13 protein-coding genes and 1 pseudogene are annotated in these 17485 nt (G+C 70.7%); 9 read left to right on the top strand and 5 right to left on the bottom strand.

Features of this window, described 5'->3' with window-relative positions; translation table 11 throughout:
* Nucleotides 1-79: 79 nt before the first annotated feature.
* Nucleotides 80-871, top strand: a complete 792-nt coding sequence (locus ACYQBY_RS11240) for an LGFP repeat-containing protein (RefSeq protein ID WP_459643945.1) — start codon at nucleotides 80-82, stop codon at nucleotides 869-871.
* Between the two features lie 403 nt (nucleotides 872-1274).
* Complete coding sequence (locus ACYQBY_RS11235; RefSeq protein ID WP_459643944.1) at nucleotides 1275-1883, top strand: RNA polymerase sigma factor; 609 nt, start codon at nucleotides 1275-1277, stop codon at nucleotides 1881-1883.
* 509 nt (nucleotides 1884-2392) lie between these two features.
* Here the strand turns inward: ACYQBY_RS11235 and ACYQBY_RS11230 are convergent.
* Nucleotides 2393-3037: a dihydrofolate reductase family protein gene (locus ACYQBY_RS11230; RefSeq protein ID WP_459643943.1), complete on the bottom strand. Its 645-nt coding sequence runs from the start codon at nucleotides 3035-3037 to the stop codon at nucleotides 2393-2395.
* Between the two features lie 375 nt (nucleotides 3038-3412).
* Here ACYQBY_RS11230 and ACYQBY_RS11225 point away from each other — a divergent pair, with 375 nt between their 5' ends.
* Nucleotides 3413-4120 (top strand): glycoside hydrolase family 11 protein, encoded by a 708-nt coding sequence (locus ACYQBY_RS11225; RefSeq protein ID WP_459643942.1) that lies wholly within the window; start codon nucleotides 3413-3415, stop codon nucleotides 4118-4120.
* A gap of 199 nt (nucleotides 4121-4319) precedes the next feature.
* On the opposite strand, the gene ACYQBY_RS11220 is transcribed toward ACYQBY_RS11225, so the two are convergent.
* Nucleotides 4320-4706 (bottom strand): DUF805 domain-containing protein, encoded by a 387-nt coding sequence (locus tag ACYQBY_RS11220; protein ID WP_459643941.1) that lies wholly within the window; start codon nucleotides 4704-4706, stop codon nucleotides 4320-4322.
* Between the two features lie 489 nt (nucleotides 4707-5195).
* On the opposite strand from ACYQBY_RS11220, the gene ACYQBY_RS11215 reads away from it, so the two are divergent.
* Nucleotides 5196-5726, top strand: coding sequence for a hypothetical protein (locus ACYQBY_RS11215; RefSeq protein WP_459643940.1), 531 nt, complete (start codon nucleotides 5196-5198; stop codon nucleotides 5724-5726).
* A 177-nt stretch (nucleotides 5727-5903) separates the two neighbouring features.
* Complete coding sequence (locus ACYQBY_RS11210) at nucleotides 5904-6635, top strand: glutamine amidotransferase (RefSeq protein WP_459643939.1); 732 nt, start codon at nucleotides 5904-5906, stop codon at nucleotides 6633-6635.
* A gap of 224 nt (nucleotides 6636-6859) precedes the next feature.
* Here ACYQBY_RS11210 and ACYQBY_RS11205 read toward each other — a convergent pair whose 3' ends face one another.
* From ACYQBY_RS11205 to ACYQBY_RS11195, 3 genes and pseudogenes are all read right to left on the bottom strand, one after another.
* On the bottom strand, nucleotides 6860-8956 hold the full coding sequence (locus ACYQBY_RS11205; protein WP_459643938.1) for a substrate-binding and GGDEF domain-containing protein: 2097 nt from the start codon (nucleotides 8954-8956) through the stop codon (nucleotides 6860-6862).
* Entirely contained in the window at nucleotides 8947-9078 is a 132-nt protein-coding gene (locus ACYQBY_RS11200) for a hypothetical protein (RefSeq protein WP_459644384.1), read from the bottom strand. The genes ACYQBY_RS11205 and ACYQBY_RS11200 overlap by 10 nt, the downstream gene beginning before the upstream one ends.
* A gap of 332 nt (nucleotides 9079-9410) precedes the next feature.
* A pseudogene (locus ACYQBY_RS11195) lies at nucleotides 9411-10331 on the bottom strand (SGNH/GDSL hydrolase family protein); the annotation flags it as partial.
* 1381 nt (nucleotides 10332-11712) lie between these two features.
* Here ACYQBY_RS11195 and ACYQBY_RS11190 point away from each other — a divergent pair.
* The 4 genes from ACYQBY_RS11190 to ACYQBY_RS11175 all read left to right on the top strand — a co-directional run bounded on the left by ACYQBY_RS11190 (nucleotide 11713) and on the right by ACYQBY_RS11175 (nucleotide 17467).
* Nucleotides 11713-12420, top strand: a complete 708-nt coding sequence (locus ACYQBY_RS11190) for a B3/B4 domain-containing protein (protein ID WP_459643937.1) — start codon at nucleotides 11713-11715, stop codon at nucleotides 12418-12420.
* Nucleotides 12421-13102: 682 nt separating this feature from the next.
* Complete coding sequence (locus tag ACYQBY_RS11185) at nucleotides 13103-13456, top strand: CU044_2847 family protein (RefSeq protein ID WP_459643936.1); 354 nt, start codon at nucleotides 13103-13105, stop codon at nucleotides 13454-13456.
* Between the two features lie 28 nt (nucleotides 13457-13484).
* Complete coding sequence (locus ACYQBY_RS11180; RefSeq protein ID WP_459644383.1) at nucleotides 13485-14243, top strand: trypsin-like peptidase domain-containing protein; 759 nt, start codon at nucleotides 13485-13487, stop codon at nucleotides 14241-14243.
* An 11-nt stretch (nucleotides 14244-14254) separates the two neighbouring features.
* On the top strand, nucleotides 14255-17467 hold the full coding sequence (locus tag ACYQBY_RS11175) for an AAA family ATPase (protein ID WP_459644382.1): 3213 nt from the start codon (nucleotides 14255-14257) through the stop codon (nucleotides 17465-17467).
* The last annotated feature ends 18 nt before the right edge of the window (nucleotides 17468-17485 follow it).

Genomic DNA, 17485 nt, shown 5'->3' with positions numbered 1-17485 from the left:
GGATGGCGGTGCGTCGCAGCGGGACCGAAGAAGGTGACCCGTGGTTGATCGGGTCGTCACCGCTGGTTACGGTACGACGATGATCTCCTGGAAGTCGCGGGCGGCGGGCCTCGGTGCCGCTGTCGTCGTGGCCATCACCACGGCCACCCCCGCCGGGGCCGACCCGCGCGTCAGCGGCGACATCGGCGTGGCCTACGAGCGCGACTACGGCGGTGCCCGCGGCGTGCTGGGCGAGCCGCTCACCCCTGAGGTCCGCACGCCCGGCGGCCGGGGCGCCTACGTCGGCTTCCAGCACGGCTCGATCTACTGGAGCCCGCGGACTGACGCCCACGCCGTCCGCGGGGAGATCCGCGACGGCTACGGCCGACTCGACTGGGAGAACGGCTACCTCGGCTTCCCCGCCGACCGGGAACGGCCCACCCCGTCGCGACGCGGAGCGGTGCAGCAGTTCGAGTTCGGCACCATGTACTGGTCACCCTCCGCCGGAGCGCACGCACTCCGGGGCGACATCAGGAAGACCTACGAGAGCTTCCGCGACTGCACCGGCGGGTGTGTCGACGGCGAGGGCGTCCTCGGCTTCCCGACCACCTCCGAGATCGTGACCCCCGGTGGGCGCGGGGCCTACACCCACTTCCAGCGAGGCTCGATCTACTGGTCCCCCGGGACGGGAGCCCACCCGATCTACGGAGCCATCCGTGACGCGTGGGCCGGCCAGGGCTGGGAGCACGGCCCGCTCGGCTTCCCGCTCTCCGAGGAGACGAACGGTCACGACGCGGGCACGCGTTTCCAGCAGTTCGAGGGCGGCTTCGTCTCCTGGGATCCGGGCCGGGGCGCGACCACCGACTTCCACGTGTCGCCCTCCGCCCGCTGACGCCGAGCCCGCACCGGAGGGCCGGAGCGGGAACTGCTGACGGACCGACCCGCACGGTCCTGCCCGGTACGTGACTCCGCGTCCTGCCGGCTGCGACGCCCTCGCCCGGTCCTGGGCGGCCGGCGGAGCGGACGGTGCCACCCCGGACCACCGGGCCGTGCGCCGCCGGTGCACCCGGGGACGACGGTGCCTGCACCCGGGGACGACGGTGCCTGCACCCGGGGACGACGGTGCCTGCACCCGGGGACGACGGTGCCTGCACCCTGGGACGACACGGTGGCCCTTTCCTGCACCGGAGGACGGCCCGCGGATCACCTCCGGCGGGGACGACCGGCCGGGGTGCCGGCGAGCAGGCTCGGTCCCGGCGGCCACGGTGGCCGCCAGGGATCGACCGGGGGAAACCGTGAACGAGAACATCTGCGAGGCAACGACTTCCACCGCTGCGACGGGCGAGGAGCGCTGCTCGTCGCTGGCCGCGGTGCGGCGGGGGGACCTCGGGGCGTGGGAGAGCCTCCTGCGGGAGTGGCGTCCCCTGGTCGCCGCGACGGTGCGGCGCCAGGGCCTCCGCGACGGCGAGTGCGAGGACGTCGTGCAGACGGTGTGGCTGCGGCTGCTCGGAGGCATCGACGGCATCCGCGACGAGGCCGCGCTGCCCGGCTGGCTCGTCACCACGAGCCGCCGGGAGGCGTGGGCCGCCCGTCACCGCGCCCGCCGGGAGGAACCCTGCGCCGACCTCCCCGCCGACGAGCCGTCCAGCGGCTGCGACGACGTCTTCGACGAGGTGGACCGGAACCTGGCCGCGGCGCGGCTGCGCCCCTGCGTGGCGCTGCTGCCCCCGCGCGAGCGCCGCCTCGTCGAGGCGCTGCTGGACCCGCGGGAGTTCTCCTACCGCGAGATCAGCCGCCGGCTCGACATGCCGGTCGGCGCCATCGGCCCGGTGCGGTGCCGGGCGGTGGCGCGGCTGCGCCGGCTCCTGGGCGCGCGGGACGACTCGCTGCCCGCGGCGGGCTGAGGAGTTCCGGGCGCCGAGGAACGGCGCGTCCCCGCGAGGAGCAGCGCCGGCGCCACGACCGTCCACCCCAGCGCCAGCACGGTGCCGGCCTGGTCGAGCGGCCCGTGCAGGCCCAGGTGGTGCAGGTGGTAGGTGAGGTGGGGGACGCCCGAGGCGAGCCACGCCCACGCCGCGGTGCGGACCTGCCGCACGGCGGGGTCCCGCAGGGCGGCGAGCGTGACGACGAGCAGGGCGAGGTACAGCGCCCCGACGTCGCGGACCAGGTGCTCGTTGAACGGGCCGTCAGCCGACACCCAGCGGCGCCCGGGTGCGGGGAAGTCGCGGTAGAACGACACCGGCTGCAAGAGGGCCCACCCCCCGACCGGCGCGGCGGTGGCGGCCAGCAGGGCGAGGAGGGCGCGGCGGATCGGGAGCGTCATGCCTCCAGGACGAGGCGGCGGCCCCCCGTGTGACACGGGGCCGCCGCGCGGGCCTCAGCCGCCGCGCGGGCCTCAGCCGCCGCGCGGGCCTCAGCCGTCGCGCCCGGCGCCGCGGTCGGGTGCGCCCATGTCCCCCGTCGCGGGAACGCCGTCCGCGAGCCCGTAGCGCAGGTACACGGTGCCCTTCGGGCCGGCCGCCGGCGGCTCGAGGAGGGTGAGGTTCGTGGGCACCGCACCACCGTCGAACACCTTCTTGCCGACGCCCAGCACGATCGGGTGCACCCAGAGGTCCAGGCGGTCGAAGAGCTTCTCGCGCAGCAGGGTCTGCACGAGGTCCAGGCTCCCGACGACCTTCACGTGCTCGTGCCGCTCGCGGATCCCGCGCACCCCGGCGGCCAGGTCCGGGCCGAGCTGCGTGGACCCGGCCCAGGAGAGGTCGGGCCTGCCGCGGGAGGCCACGTACTTCGGGACGCCGTTGAACAGCGCGGCGATCGAGCCGTCCTGGCCGCTCTCCTGGTGCGGCCAGTACGCGGCGAAGATGTCGTACGTGCGCCGCCCGAGCAGCAGGGCGTCCGTGCCCTCGTACGCGGCGCCGACCTGGGCGCCGGCGACCTCGTCCAGCAGGGGTGCCTGCCAGCCGCCGAACGGGAACCCCGCCGGGTCCTCGTCGGGACCGCCGGGCGCCTGCCCGACGAGGTCGAGGGTGGCGAACAGCTCGATGTGGACGAGGCCCATGTGTCTCTCCGGAGGTCGGTCGTCGCGGTCGGGAGGTAGACCTCCGGGCGCGGTGGAACTCATCGCCGCCACGCCGGGCGGCCGGCGTCTCCGGCAGGGATGTCGACCGGTCGCCGGTCTCGCCCACCGGGCGGACTAGTCCGGTGACCGGCTGCACGAGCCGTGAGCACCGAAATTTTCGGTGTGCATGGCCCGCGGCCATCGCGCGATCGAGGCCATCATCGTTGCCCTGCTTGGGTGGAGAGGTGGAGAAGCCACCGCACCGCCGGTTGGGGCAGATAGTTGCACTCGATAGTTTCGGGCGGCGGGTTGACATCTTCCGGAAGATTAACGCAAACTTGGTGTCCCGATGACGACCTCGACGAGGAGGAACTCTTGTCCGGTACCGAAGTCCCCCTGCCGTCCCACCGGCCCCCGTCCCGCCGCTCCGTGCTGCTGCGCAGCCTGGTCGCGTTCGGCCTGGCGACGACCGGGACGACCGTCGTGGCCGGGGTAGAAGCCCCTGCGGCGCAGGCCAACACCACGATCACCAGCAACGGCACGGGGACGAACAACGGCTACTTCTACTCGTACTGGAAGGACAGCGGCAACGTCACCATGACGTTGGGCAGCGGCGGCCAGTACAGCTCGAGCTGGAACAGCATCAACAACTGGGTCGGCGGCAAGGGCTGGCAGACCGGCGGGCGCCGGACCGTCCGCTACTCCGGCACGTTCAACCCGGGGGGGAACTCCTACCTCACGCTGTACGGCTGGACGACCGGTCCGCTCGTCGAGTACTACATCGTCGAGAACTGGGGCACCTACCGCCCGACCGGCACGTTCATGGGCACCGTCTACAGCGACGGCGGCACGTACGACATCTACCGCACCCAGCGGGTCAACCAGCCTTCCATCCAGGGCACGGCGACCTTCTACCAGTACTGGAGCGTGCGGCAGCAGCGGCGCACCGGTGGGACCATCACGACCGGCAACCACTTCGACGCCTGGGCGCGCGCAGGCATGCGGCTCGGCAGCTTCAACTACATGATCATGGCGACCGAGGGGTACCGGAGCGCCGGTAGTTCGAACATCACCGTCAGCTGACGGCGCCGGTGTCCTGACCTCCTCCGGGTCCGTCGCGCCGGTGGCGAACTGCTCGCCACCGGCGCGGCACCACCGCGGCGCCGCGCTGTCGCCCGGAGCCCACCGGGCGGCGTGTCGCGGTGCGGGTGCAGCAGGGGTGTCAGCCGAACCCGGACCGCCGGCGTGCGCAGGACGCTCGCGACCGGACGGGACGCCCGCGTCAGACGTGGACGGGCGGCGTCGGGGAGGGGCCGAAGCGGTTGTGCGCGGGCTCGGAGTCCAGGCAGCACAGCACGACGGCGGCGACCCACCCGAAGATCGGGACGAACCAGAGCAGGACCCACGCCCCCGAGCGGCCGGTGTCGTGCATGCGGCGCCAGAACACCGCCAGACCCGGCACCAGCAGCGCCAGGCTCGTGATCAGCCCCACGATCCCCAAGCCGCTCCCGGTCTCCAGGTCGCTGCCGATGGCGCGGTCGACGAGCCCGGCGACGGCGCTGACGGCGAGGGTGAACAGGGCGAAGTACCAGTACTCCGAACGGCGGGCCCGGCCGGAGAACCCGGCGTACCGGTGCAAGGAGGACCTGACGGCCTCGGCGGCGTTCACGTGCACATCTCCTCGGAGGTGGCCCGGCGGATCCGGGCGTCCGTGGTCCACCGTGCGGTGCTGTGATCGCCTCGTGAAGACCTCCCGGGGTGTCCTGTCCGATCGCCGCGGCATCGGCTCCGAACGCCCGACCTGCCGGGGGAGCGGGTCATCACATCGGTGACCGTCCCGTCCCCACGGCGGACGAGGCACCCGGGCACCGGGCGCCTCCGCGGCCCCGGCGGTTCCGCCCCGGCCGGCGGCACGGTCACCACGTGCGAGTGCGGAACCGTCCGGTGGAGCCCGGCGACCGGCGCCCGGGACGTGGGGGTGCCGTCCTCGACCGGTTCGCCGACGTTCTCCCGGTCCACGGGGCGCGTCGGTCCCAGGGCGCGGGAACTTTCAGGTGGCGGGACGACGTGACCCGTGACACGTTGGGCACATCAGCGGCGTGGACGGCCATCTGGCTGTCGCGCCGCTTTTGTCATGCCCACCCCCAGAAGGAGTTTCGTGAGCACTGCAGGTACCCCCGGCGTTTCCACCCACAGCGACACCGTCGGCGCCGTCCGGCCGCACGAGTCCCGCCGTGCGCGGTCCACCGGTCTCGCGGTGGCCGGCGCCGGCATCGTGCTCTTCAACGTCGCGCCCTTCCTGAACTGGTTCGACCCGAACAGCGAGGAGAACCCCCGCACCGGGTACGAGAGCGACTCGCTCGTCCCGTTCATCGCCTACCTCGGCCTCGGCCTGCTGGCCGCCCTGGTCTACGCCGGCAAGCGCGCCCGCCGCGGCCAGCACCGCGGCCTCACCCTGGTCTCCATGGCCACGGGTATCGCTGCGGCCCTGTGGTGCGCCGCCAACGCCCTCAACCCCATGGGCGGCATGGAGCGCGGTGACGACATCTCCGCGCAGATCGGCATCTTCGTCGCGCTGCTCGGTGCGGCGGTCTGGGCCATCGGCTCGGGTCTGCTCGCCAAGGAGATCGAGGGCGACGACGACGACCGCACCGACGCTTACACCCGCGACGGGTCCCGCAACCGCTGACACCGCGGTGATGCGGGTCGTGCGGGGCGCCTCACCGTCCCCGGTGATCCGAGCCGCACACAGCACTGGACGAGGGGAGCGGCGTGACGCCGCTCCCCTCGCGTCGTCCGGCCGGGGTTCCCCACCGCTCCCGGGCCCGCGGGCGGCGGTGGGCGTGCGGCGGCTAGCGTGCGGAGGGTGAGGCCCTTCCTCCTGCTCGCGACCCGCGCGGACGACACCGTCGCCGACACCGAGCACGCCGCCGTCCTGCGCTACGGCGGCCTGCGCCCCGACGAGCTCGTCCGGGTCCGCCTCGAGCGCGAGCCGATGCCGCCGATCGACCTCGACGACCTCTCCGGCATCGTCGTCGGCGGCAGCCCGTTCTGCACCAGCGACCCGGAGGAGACCAAGTCGCCCACCCAGCACCGGGTCGAGCGGGAGCTCGCTGCGCTGCTGGACCGCGTCGTCGCCGCGGACTTCCCGTTCCTCGGCGCCTGCTACGGGATCGGCACCCTCGGCGTCCACCAGGGCGGTGTCGTCGACCGCACCTACGGCGAGCCCATCAGCACCGTCCCCGTCACCCTGACGGATGCGGGCCACACCGATCCCCTCCTGGCCGGGCTGCCCGGGACGTTCGACGCGTTCGTGGGGCACAAGGAGGCGCTGACCGTCCCACCGCCGCACGCGGTGGTCCTGGCCTCCTCGCCCGGCTGCCCCGTGCAGGCGTTCCGCGTCGGGCAGAACCTCTACGCCACGCAGTTCCACCCCGAGCTCGACGTGGAGGGGATCGTCGAGCGCGTCGCCGTCTACCGCCGGGCCGGGTACTTCCCGCCCGAGGAGTACGACGAGGTCGTCGCCCGGCTGCGCCGCTCCCACGCCGAGGTGCCGCAGCAGGTCCTGCGGCGCTTCGTCGAGCGCTACCGGCGCTGAGCCTCGCGCCGGAACCCTGGTGCGCCGAAACCCTGGTGCGCCGAAACCCGGAGATGGGCGGGCGCGGGGGGTGCCCTGGTGCGCCGAAACCCGGAGATGGGCGGGCGCGGGGGTGCCCTGGTGCGCCGAAGTCCGGAGATGGGCGGGCGCGGGGGTGCCCTGGTGCGCCAAAACCCGGAGATGGGCGGGCGTGGGCGGGCGCGGGTGAGGGCTGCGCTCCCCGGTCAGCGCGCCGGAACCCCGTCGCCCGCAGGGCCGGGCACGACGGGGCCGGGGACGGCGGGGCCGGGCACGACGGGGCCGGGGACGGCGGGGCCGGGCACGACGGGGCAGGGCTCCGGCGCCGTGGCCGTGCGGTCGCGCCCCGCGGCCTTGGCGGCGTACACCGCGGCGTCGGCGGCCGTCAGCAGGTCCGCGGGACGCAGCCCGGAGCGGCTCCGGGCGGTCGCGATGCCGATGCTGACCGTCAGCCACGGCCGCACCGGCGAGCCGCGGTGCTCCACCCGCAGCCGCCGCACCTCCCGGTGCACCCGCTCGGCGACGGCCAGCGCGTCCCCGGTGGAGGTCCCGGGCAGCACCACCGCGAACTCCTCGCCGCCGAAGCGGGCGGCGAGGGCCGCCTCGTCGCCGCACGCCCCGGCCAGCGCGCCGGCGACCGCGCGCAACGCCTCGTCACCGCGCAGGTGGCCGTACGTGTCGTTGTACGCCTTGAAGTGGTCGACGTCGACGAACAGCACCGACAGGGGCCCGCCCGCGGCGGCGGGCAGCTCCCACGCCCGCTGCAGGTGCTCGTCGAACGCCACCCGGTTGGCGATGCCGGTCAGCCCGTCCAGGTGCAGGGAGCGGCGCAGTTCCGCGTTGGCCAGGCGCAGCTCCTCGGTGCGCCGCGCCACGGCCGCCTCCAGCTCGTGCCGGCGGGCGATGGTGTCGAGGCGGGTGCTCAGGTCCATCCGCAGCACCTCCGCGGTGTGCTCCCGCAGCTCCGGCTCGTCGTAGAGGACGTAGCCGATCTCCCTGCCCCGCACGGACAGCGGCTGCACGACGAGGCAACCGCGCCGCAGCTCCCCGCGCAGCGCGGGCGGCAGCAGCTCCGCCACCGGGAAGGGCCCGAGAGCGGCGGGGTCGCCGGCCGTGCGCGGGTGGGCCAGGTGCACGCGGCCGGCCGGCTCCGCGGTGCCCGGCTGCGCGGGCTCGCGCAGCACGACGAAGCAGCGCGTCACCCCCAGCCGCGACAGGCACGCGTCCAGCGCCTGCATGGCCTCCCGCTCCGTGGTGCAGCCCATGAGGGTGCGGTTCAGCGTCAGGACGGTGTGCAGCGTCGCCACGTCCTCGGCGGCCCGCGCGGCCGGGGCGCCCCGCCCGTCGGCCTGCCCGTCGGCGCGGGCCGCCCGCGCCGTGGACGCGCGCGGCACCAGCCGGGTGGGGACCTGGACGAGACGGGCGGGGGTCCCGGAGGCGTGCCGGGGGGTGCCGGTGGCGACCAGGTCCAGCAGGAGCTCCACGGCCAGCTGTCCCTGCCGGGTCAGCTCCTGCGACACGGTCGTCAGGGGGCAGCGGGGCTGCTGCATCAGGTGGTCGTCGTCGAAACCGGAGACGACGACGTCCTCGGGGACCCGCAGCCCGTGGTCCAGGACGGCGTCCATGGCCCCGAGGGCCGAGGCGTCGTTGAGGGCCACCAGCGCGTCGAACCGCTCGCCCGCGCGCAGCAGGTCCGCCACCGACCGGTAGGCGGTCTCCCGGTCGAACATGCCCTCCACGACGAGGGCCTCGTCCAGGGCCAGGCCGTGCTCGGCGAGGACCTCGCGCACCACCGCCTCCCGCTCCGAGGAGTCGGGGTGGTGCGGCACGCCGCGCACGAGGGCCACCCGCCGCACCCCGGGCTGGGCGAGGACGTGCCGCACGAGCTGCGTCATCCCGGGGCGGTTGTCGGCGCGCACCGCGGCGTGGCCGGGAGTGGTGCCGCTGATGTCGACGACCGGCAGCTCGGGGTGCTCGTCGAGGAGCCGCACCACCTCCGGCTGGGGCTTGTCCGCGGGCAGGGTGATGATGCCGAGGACCGCCCCCTGCTCCACGGCGTGGCGCAGGGACGTCGACACGTCGGCGGTGAAGAAGTCCTTGATCTGCACGTGCATCGGCACCCCGCGGCGCTGCAGCTCCTGGCGGACGGCGCTGACGATGCCGAGGATGTACGTGGAGGTGCGATTGACGACGACGGCCACGACGCCGCTGTCCGACTCCTCCACCCGTGGTGTGTCGGAGGCGGCGGGACCGTCCTTGAGGAGGCCCGCGCGGCCGGGCCCGCCCGGGGGCGTCAGGGGCACACGGTGGACCTCACCGCGTCCACCACCTTCTGCGCCTGCTCGGGGGTCAGCTCGGCGCCGGGGCCGCCGAACAGCTCCTGCGCCCGGGTCACGACCTCCTCGGTCCCCCGGCCGGCCCCCACCTCCGCGCACACCCGCGCGGCGCCCTGCGCCAGCTTCTGCGGGTCCGCGGCGAGGTTCGGGTCGATCGCGGTGACGTCCTCGGTGAGCCTGGTGAGCTGCTCGCCCGAGGGCAGCTCCACCGCGGGCAGGTCCGGCGCGGAGCGCACGGCCTCCTCGGCGGCACCACAGCCCGCGAGGAGCGCGGCGAGGACGAGCGCGGCGAGGGAGCGGGACGTGGTCACCCCCGCATTGTCGCCGCCGACGCCGACACGCGCACCCCGCACCGCAGGTGCCGGTGGCGCACCCCGGGAGAGGGCGGGCCGCCGGCACGCGCGGGCCGTGCGCGGTCCTTGCGGAACAGATTCGTGGGCATGGACGCGGCGAGCGCGTCGTACCCGGCGGCGTTGAGGTGCAGGTGGTCGCCGGTGTCGTAGGCGGGCGGCAGCCGGCGAGGGGCCGCGGGAGACCCGGTCGAAGTTCAGGACGGCGTCGAACTTGCCGCTGGTGCGGATCCAGGTGTTGACCTTCTGCCGCGCCGCCTCGCGCTGCCCCTGCGGGTTGTCGTAGCCGGTGTTGCCGCCGACGGGCGCGATGGTCGCGCCGTAGATGCGGATGCCCTGGGCATGGGCGCGGACCATGATCTGCTCGTAGGCGCGGATCAGCTCGTCGGCGACGGCGGCCTGCGCGGCGGTAGTCGCCCCGGCGGTGCCGATGTCGTTGACGCCCTCGAACACGATCAGCCACTGCACGCCGCTCTGAACCAGGACGTCGCGGTCGAGGCGGGCCAGGACGTTGGGCCCGAGGCCGTCGTTCAGGACGCGGTTGCCGCCGGCTGCCTGATTCGGCACGGCGACGTCGTCGGTGCGCTCGTCGGCCTGCAGGCGCGCGAGGAGGCGGTCCGGCCAGCGGTCGTTCCGGTTCGTGGTGGAGCCACGCCCGTCGGCGAGGGAGTCGCTGAGCAGGGCGAGCGCCGGCCTTCGGGTGGGTGAGGACCCCTACGCCGTTGAGGAAGTACCAGTGGTCGGTGCGAGTGGCGCCGAGCATGTCGGTCCCAGCGACGTGGTCCCCGGCGAGCAGACGAAAGCTGGTGCGAGAGCGAGGGTAGGAGGTGAGGTCGTTCGACGCCTGGCCCCGGGCGACGCGGAGGGGGATGGTGAGGCTGGCGTCCACAGGGAGGTCGAAGCCGAGCTCGTCGAACACAACGAACGTCCCGCGGCACGCTCGCCCCCGGCCGTCCGCCGAACGCAAGCTCGCTGGTGCTGCTGGGCTCCACCATTGAGGGGTGCCGCACCCATGTGGTGGGCGTCTGCACGAGCCAGTCGCGGGCGACATGCACCTCTGCGGTGGCCTGCAAAGGCATGAGGGCGAAGGTGACGGCGGTGACTATCAGGAACAGGCCCCGCCAAGGCCACAAGCCGCGTCCCACCCAGGTTCCAGCGCCAGCAGGACGGCGACCGGCGCGCCGACGAGACACAGCGCCGGTCGCAGGCACCGCACAAGTCGGTCTCGGCGCAGCCGACCCGCTACCGAGCAGGCACTTTCCGTGCGTTTGCGAGCGACCCGGCGCACCGAGAGCGCCACCTCCGGCAGGAGCACCACCGGTCGAAGCACCGACGCCGCCAAGTCGGCGCCCGTGTCCCCGAGCCGTTCCCGCAGACCCGGACCCCGACGGGCGGCGCCAGGCCCTGACAGACGCCCACCACCAGGAGGACCGCGGTCACGCCTAGGGCCAGGGCCAGCAGGACCTCCACCAGCGGACGCCACCACGACGTCCGCCTGGTGTGCGCCAGTTGCGGGTGCGGGAGGTGCGCTCTGCCTACGGGGCCAGCGTCGCGAGCGAACATGCCGCCGGGAACGCGTCCGGCGCCCACCCGCGGAGGGGGAGCGCCGGTGTCCGCATCGAGAGCGGACGCTTAGGATCTGGTCCTGCAGTTAGCTTGGCCATCCGAGCCGAGCCGAGCCCTCCACGGCGGTCCAGGGCTGGAGGACGCCTCATGCGGCGGCCGACGCAACAAGGACGATGGCCTCGGCCTCGGAGCGGGTGGTGGCCTCGATGGTGGCGTTCATCGCCGGCATCCGCAGTCCCCGCGATCGCGGAGAAGGCGGACCTGCCGGACGGCTGTGGCGACCGTTCCCGCCTCGCCGGAGGTCCCGTCCGTGTCGTTCCGTGGCATGGTCGTGTGACCCGAATGATGCCCTGCTCCGGTCGGCGATGACGCACACGTTCCGGTAGGAGCGTGAGCGGCCGGATTCTGGGCATTTGGGTGGTTCCCCTGTTCCGATGGGAGGCCCGTCGGCAGATGATGACCTAGGCTGCGCGCCCACCCCAACACGTGACGTCGTTCGATGCCCGGGCGGGGGAGCCGAGTAAAGGTGCTTAGGTGGAACTCGCGACTGTGCAAGGTGAGCGGGGACCCGATTGTAGTCAGACAGACCTCAATGATCTGCCACCCTCCCGGGGAGCGCCGGGCCGGCCGCAGCCCTCGCGTGGGGGTCAGCCGCGGCTTGCGGAAGATTCGTCAGATCATGGCGACCGGATTGGTGGGGACCTTCCCTGCTGACTCTGACCAGTGTACGGTCGCGGCACCAGAGAGGTTCGGTCGACGAATGGCGCCAACCTCATCGACGAGGTCAGCGGGGGCATCGTGCGGAACGTGCGCGACTGGCTCGATGGAGTCGCAGTCCATCCTGAAGTCCTCGAGTTGCGTCCTGATTACCGAGCGCTGTGCATCGTTGCCACTGGTTTGCATCCAGGGCCGAGCGATGAGGTGAGCGATCGCCTGCTCGCTGAGTCCGAGATGCATGCTCGCGCGTTCTTTGATTCTCAACCGCTCGAGGAACACCCCAACGTCGTAGCCTGGCGCGAGGCCTACCGGGCCTTCGGAGCCAAGCCGCAGCGAACCCGTCCGAGCATGGAAGCGCTGTTGCGGCGCGTCCCGGACGGCCTGCCCCGAGTAGACCGCATCACAGACATCTACAACGCCGTCTCCGTCCGGTATGTCATCCCGATCGGCGGTGAGGACCTGACCGGCTACTCCGGGCCAGCCAGGCTCGTGCGCGCTAAGGGCAGCGAACTGTTCGAGGCGACCGCTCACGGTTCTCTCGTCATCGAGCACCCTGAACCAGGAGAAGTGGTATGGGCCGACGACGACGGCGTGACTTGCCGTAGGTGGAACTGGCGACAGTGCTCGAGGACACGAATCACCACGAGCACGACCTCGGCGTTCTTCGTATTCGATGCCCTCGGTTCTACCAATGACAGTGATCTGCGCGTCGCTGAGGAGTCGCTCGTCCGTATGCTCGCTCGTGACGGTGCCGCGCCTGAGACGGCTAGTCGCGTCATAGGTGCATTCCCGGCTTAGGATCACTGTTGCACGGGTCAATTCCGACCGGGGCGGTCGACGTCCGAAGCTGGATGAGCATGTCCTTGAATCTTGGACACTTCGACTATCCGGGGCGGGACTCCCGGGGTGTACTTGGCGCCGCGACTCGCGGCGGCTGCCGCGCATCGCGGTGGAGACCGAGAGTGGCACCAATATTTGAGCGCTACACCGCTTCGGCGCCGGAAGTTGCGCGTGGAAGGGTGCTCCGATCGTGGGTCGAGAAGGCGTTCGCGTGCTGGCTGTGCCCCCACAGTGCCTCAACCTCAGCGGCATCGATGTCCCGCGCGATGAGACCGCCGCCAATATAGACCGAGTGAGCGCCTCGACTCCGCGGCGAGCACGTAGACGAATGCCTTCGCGGCGTCGCCATGATGTGGGAGCAGCCCCAGCGTCCAGACTCTCGCCAGGCTCGCTCAACTGCTGAGCCCTTCCGTCAGAGCGGCCCATTCCGGCTGTGCTGACCGCACATCCGCGCTATATTTGGTCGGGAAGTCGACTCGATCCGCTACGGTCCCGATGCACGAGAGTGTGGCGTACTAGCCTCGGCAGTTGGGATGACGATTCTACCTGAATGACTTCTTGTTCGTGTTCTTGCAGTATAGAGGTACCTCCTTCTGTATCCCGGTCCGCGTGCTCGAACAAGGCGAGAGGAACGACTGACGTGAGCGATCTTGTGATCTTCAGGCTTGGCGACACTGCGAGCCTGGTGGTGGAGTCGCAGGAGCCTGTCGCCGAAGGTGCCGAGCACGACATGGGACTCTTCTCCGGACGCCGCGTCCGAGAGGCCGACGAGTCGCTCGAGAAGTCGATGGGACGATTCATTCCCGCTGCGCGGGCGATACTGGAAAGCATCACCGACCTGCAGGCGGACGAGGTGAGCATCGAGTTCGGGCTCAAACTGACGGCCGAAGCCGGCATCACCGTGGCTAAGACTGCGCTGGAGGGGCACATGCAGGTCACCGTCAACTGGCGCCGGAAGGACCTGGGTGACGGTCAGGAAAGCGAGCACTGCTGACGTGGACCCGACCTGGCCGGTTCTCGTCATGGTCGGGCAAGGGCTCGGCGGTGTAGGTTTCCACGTCACTCCGGACATGTGCGTCACATGTGCGCACGTCATCGATCCTGGACGCCCGGGACAGGCGCCACCTGCCAAGGTCGAAGTTGCTCCCCTGTTCAACGCAACGTCGCTCCAGGAAGCATCGGTCGTCGGATGGGCTCCCGCGCTGGATGCCGCACTGCTCCGCGTCGCCTATCCGATCGGTCCATCCGAGGTGCCGCCCCTGCGTTACGCCGAAAGGCGCAGCATTGCCGATCAAAATGGGCGCTGGAGGGCGTGGGGCTTACCGGGGTCGGCCATGCAGGGCCTTGAGCTGCTTCACCAGCCGAGTGATATCGTCCGCCGTGCTCGCAGCTCAGTCAGGGCGACCAGTGGATCGATCAGCGATCGCGTCGGTCACCACCGATACCAAGTTGTGAGCGACTCAGATCTCCCGTTTGAAGGTGGGTACAGCGGAGGTGCTGTCCGGGAAGATGGTTCCGACGCGGTCATCGGCATGCTCACGAGCCGAGCCAGCCGCCCCGCCGCCCCGACTGTGGGCTTTATGGTGACGCTAGACGGGCTCGTGTCGGCCTTCCCGGTCCTCGCTCGCAGCGTAGGGTGGATGCCCCATCTCGACACCGAGCTCCGGGCCGCTTGGCGCTGGGAGGACGACGACCTTCGCCGCCCCTCACTGGGGTCCCACTTCACTGGGCGCACCAACGCCCTCTCCGCCCTTCGCGCCTTCGTCGACGGGGCGATCTAGCGGTGCCCCTGATGCTCGTGACGGGTCCGGCGGGCTGCGGGAAGTCCGCACTCCTGCGGGAGATCGTCATGTCCGCGGATCAGCGGGTCGACTTCGCTGCGCACCTGCGCAACTGGACGGTGGATCGCCTGGTCGACGCAGTCGCCGACGGGTTGTCGCTGCCGCCTCGTGATCCCGGTGCGACGTCGGAGTCGTCACGCAACGCCTTGATCGAGCGGCTCCCCAACTTTCGAGGCAGAGCACGTCCGCGCGCCCTGCTCGTGCTTGACTCGCTCGATGAGTCTGGTGTTTCGGCGCACCAGATTGCAACCTTCCTGAGACGTGTCTCCCGATTCGCGGACGTGGTGGTCGCTCTGCGCTCCGGCCACCCGGATCTCGTGCGCCTCCTCGACCCTGACTCGGCAGTCGATCTGGATGACGACCACTTCTTTCGGGCCGATGACATCGTCGACTTTGTCCACCACGTCCTGGGCGCTGAGGCTCCCGACATGCCGGGGGACGCTATCGATGTAGCCGTCACGAGCATCGTCACGGCCGCGGGCCGAAACTTCCTGATCGCTGGCTTATTGGCCTTGGCACGGGCGCAGTCGCATCACCGCGGTCAGGCCTGGGCCCGCGACGATCTGCCGGAGACCGTTTCGGGGGCCATGAAGCTGTTCGTGGAGCGGTTGGCGAACCCTGACCGCGCCTGGCAGTTGCTCCTGCCCGTTGCTCTCTCGCTCGGCCAAGGCTGGCCCGTCAACCTCTGGGCCGGCGCAGTGGCACGGTTGACCGGACAAGTTTGTACCAAGGCAGAGATCGACGAGTTTCGCCGTACCGCCGCCGAGTACCTTCTCGAGCAAAACTTGGCAGCGGGAGAACGAACTGTTCGGATCTTTCACGAAGCGCTTACCGCGACGGTTCTGGCTGAGCGCCAGCAGCAGCTCCTGTGGTCGGCGGAGTCCATGCCCGGAGCCGGTGACGTCGACCAGCGCGCTCTCGTGATGTATCTGGTGGAGCAGGCGGAGAACATGGAGTGGCGCCATGTCCACTCATATATCAGGCGGTTTCTTCCTGGACACGCCAGGGCAGCGGGCGAGCTGTCAGGCCTCGTGCGGAACCCCCGTTTCCTCAGCACTTGCTCGCCTGGAGAGCTCCACTTGGCCTTGACGCGTATGGCCGGTGGCACGCCTCCTCCGGCCGAGGCCCGCGTGCACTCGTTGGCCCTTCCTCAATTGGGAGACCGCCCGGAGACGAACGCGGCACTCCTGGCTCTGGCGGCACACTACTCGAGGGAGGGCGGTGTTGCTGCTCGTTTGCGAGAGGCCTACCCGACCGATGAGACCGGAGGTGTCATCTGGTTCAGACCTACGGATCAGTCCAATGATCTAGGTCATGCAGACTGGGTCACAGCGGTCCATGTCGTGCAGCGCGGTGGACGGCACCTGCTTCTGTCCGGCGGCGCGGATCGGACCGTCCGCTCTTGGCCGATTGGGTCCGAAGGGGAGTCGCGCGTCGTCGCACGGAGCGGTGGCACCGTTAGGGCCCTCGCCCATCTCGGCGGCCACGTGGCAGACCGCTTGGCCATGGCATGCGATGACGGCGCCGTCCACGTGCATCGGCTCAGTGGAGTCGGTGCCTCGGAGTCGGTCCTACTGCTGGGACACACCGACTGGGTCCGTACCGTCATAGCATGCGATGTTGCCGGGGTCGAAGTGCTCGTAAGTGGCGGCGATGACGGGACTGTGCGCGTGTGGAGAGGCCAGCAAGCAGAGGTTCTACACGTGGACCATGGGTGGGTGCTTGCCCTGGCTGCATATGCAGACGCGGACGGAAAGGCGAGTCTCGCCAGCGGGCACGCTGACGGCACTGTGGCGCTGTGGGATCTCGAAGGCCTCGAGAGCGTGGGCTCATTTCATGCCCACGATGGAGCTGTGCGCGCACTGGCAGTACTCGAGCGCCCAGATGGCATCAGGCTGATTAGTGCTGGAGACGACGGTGCCGTGAGGTTGTGGTCGCCTGGAATGTGCGAGGGCCAAGCACTCGGATCGCCGAGCCGGCGTTCCCTGCGATGCGTTGGCACGTTCCAGACCGCTCATGGGTGGAATGTGGTCACGGGCGGGCTTGAGCAGGAGGTGATCGTGCATCGCCTCGACGATCAAGATCGGGTCCTGGACACCAGACGCTACCGAGGACACAATGATTGGGTTCGCGATGCTGCTGTGATTTCGTCGCCGTCGGCGGAAGGTGCGATCATCTTCACCGGCAGCGACGACGGATCCATCCGTGCGTGGTCATACCCCCCAGGTTTCACGGAGAGTTCCATCCGCCCGCCCGCTCAGACGTGGTACAGGACGATCTGTGCACTGGGAGACGGTAGGAGCCGCTTCGCGACCGGAGGAACTGATGGTTTCGTCCGAGTTTGGGAGCCTTCCCGTGCGGAGCCCGAGCAGTTCGCTGTACGGCTTCACGACGACTGGGTGCGTGCACTCTGCCGTGTCGGTGGGCCAGGGCCCGTTCGGTTGGTGTCTTGCGGGGACGACGGTCGAGTCGTGATTTGGAGGCCGGGGGAGAAGGGGGTAGATGCCGAGCTCGATGTGGCGAGTGGATCCCTCAGGGCTCTTGCGGACGTTCCGGGGCGGTCAGAGCATGACTTGATTTTCAGTGTTGGAGACGACGGCCTGCTCCGGTTGTGGGATTTGCGGCATCTTCGGTCGGGGCCTCTCCAATCGGCTCGCGCCGGCGATGATTGGCTGCGTGCCGTCTGCTGCTTCCGGCACGACAACCGTGTTCTCGTCGCATGTGGAGGGGATGACGCGAAAGTCACTGTCTGGGAGGCATCCGACCTCTCGGCCGGTCCTGTAGCCACCTTCCAAGGTCACACCAGCGCCGTGAGGTCATTGGTCGCGGCTACTTGCGACGGCACCACGTCTCTGTTTTCCACTGGCGATGACGGCAGGATCTGCTCGTGGGCGATCGGGTCTGGCAACCACATGAGCGTTGCAGGTCACAAGGGCTCTGGGCTGGGGATTGTCGTCGCCGGAGGGAGGTCGCCTGTGCTCATTAGTGTAAGTGCAGATGAAACCATACGTGGATGGGACATGCCCACCCTCTCTCCGGTGCTGAACATGCCTGTGATGTCGCCCGTCTTCGCCGCTGCGGAGATCGAGTCGGGGAGGTTGGCAGTGGTCAATCAGCGGGGAGTCGGCGTGTTCGAGGTTTCTCGGGGCGTTGAGGGCTCCTAGCTCGTGATCAAGGGTTGC

Source organism: Kineococcus anabasis, from assembly GCF_054590795.1.
This window is presented reverse-complemented; position numbering and strand designations above follow the sequence as displayed.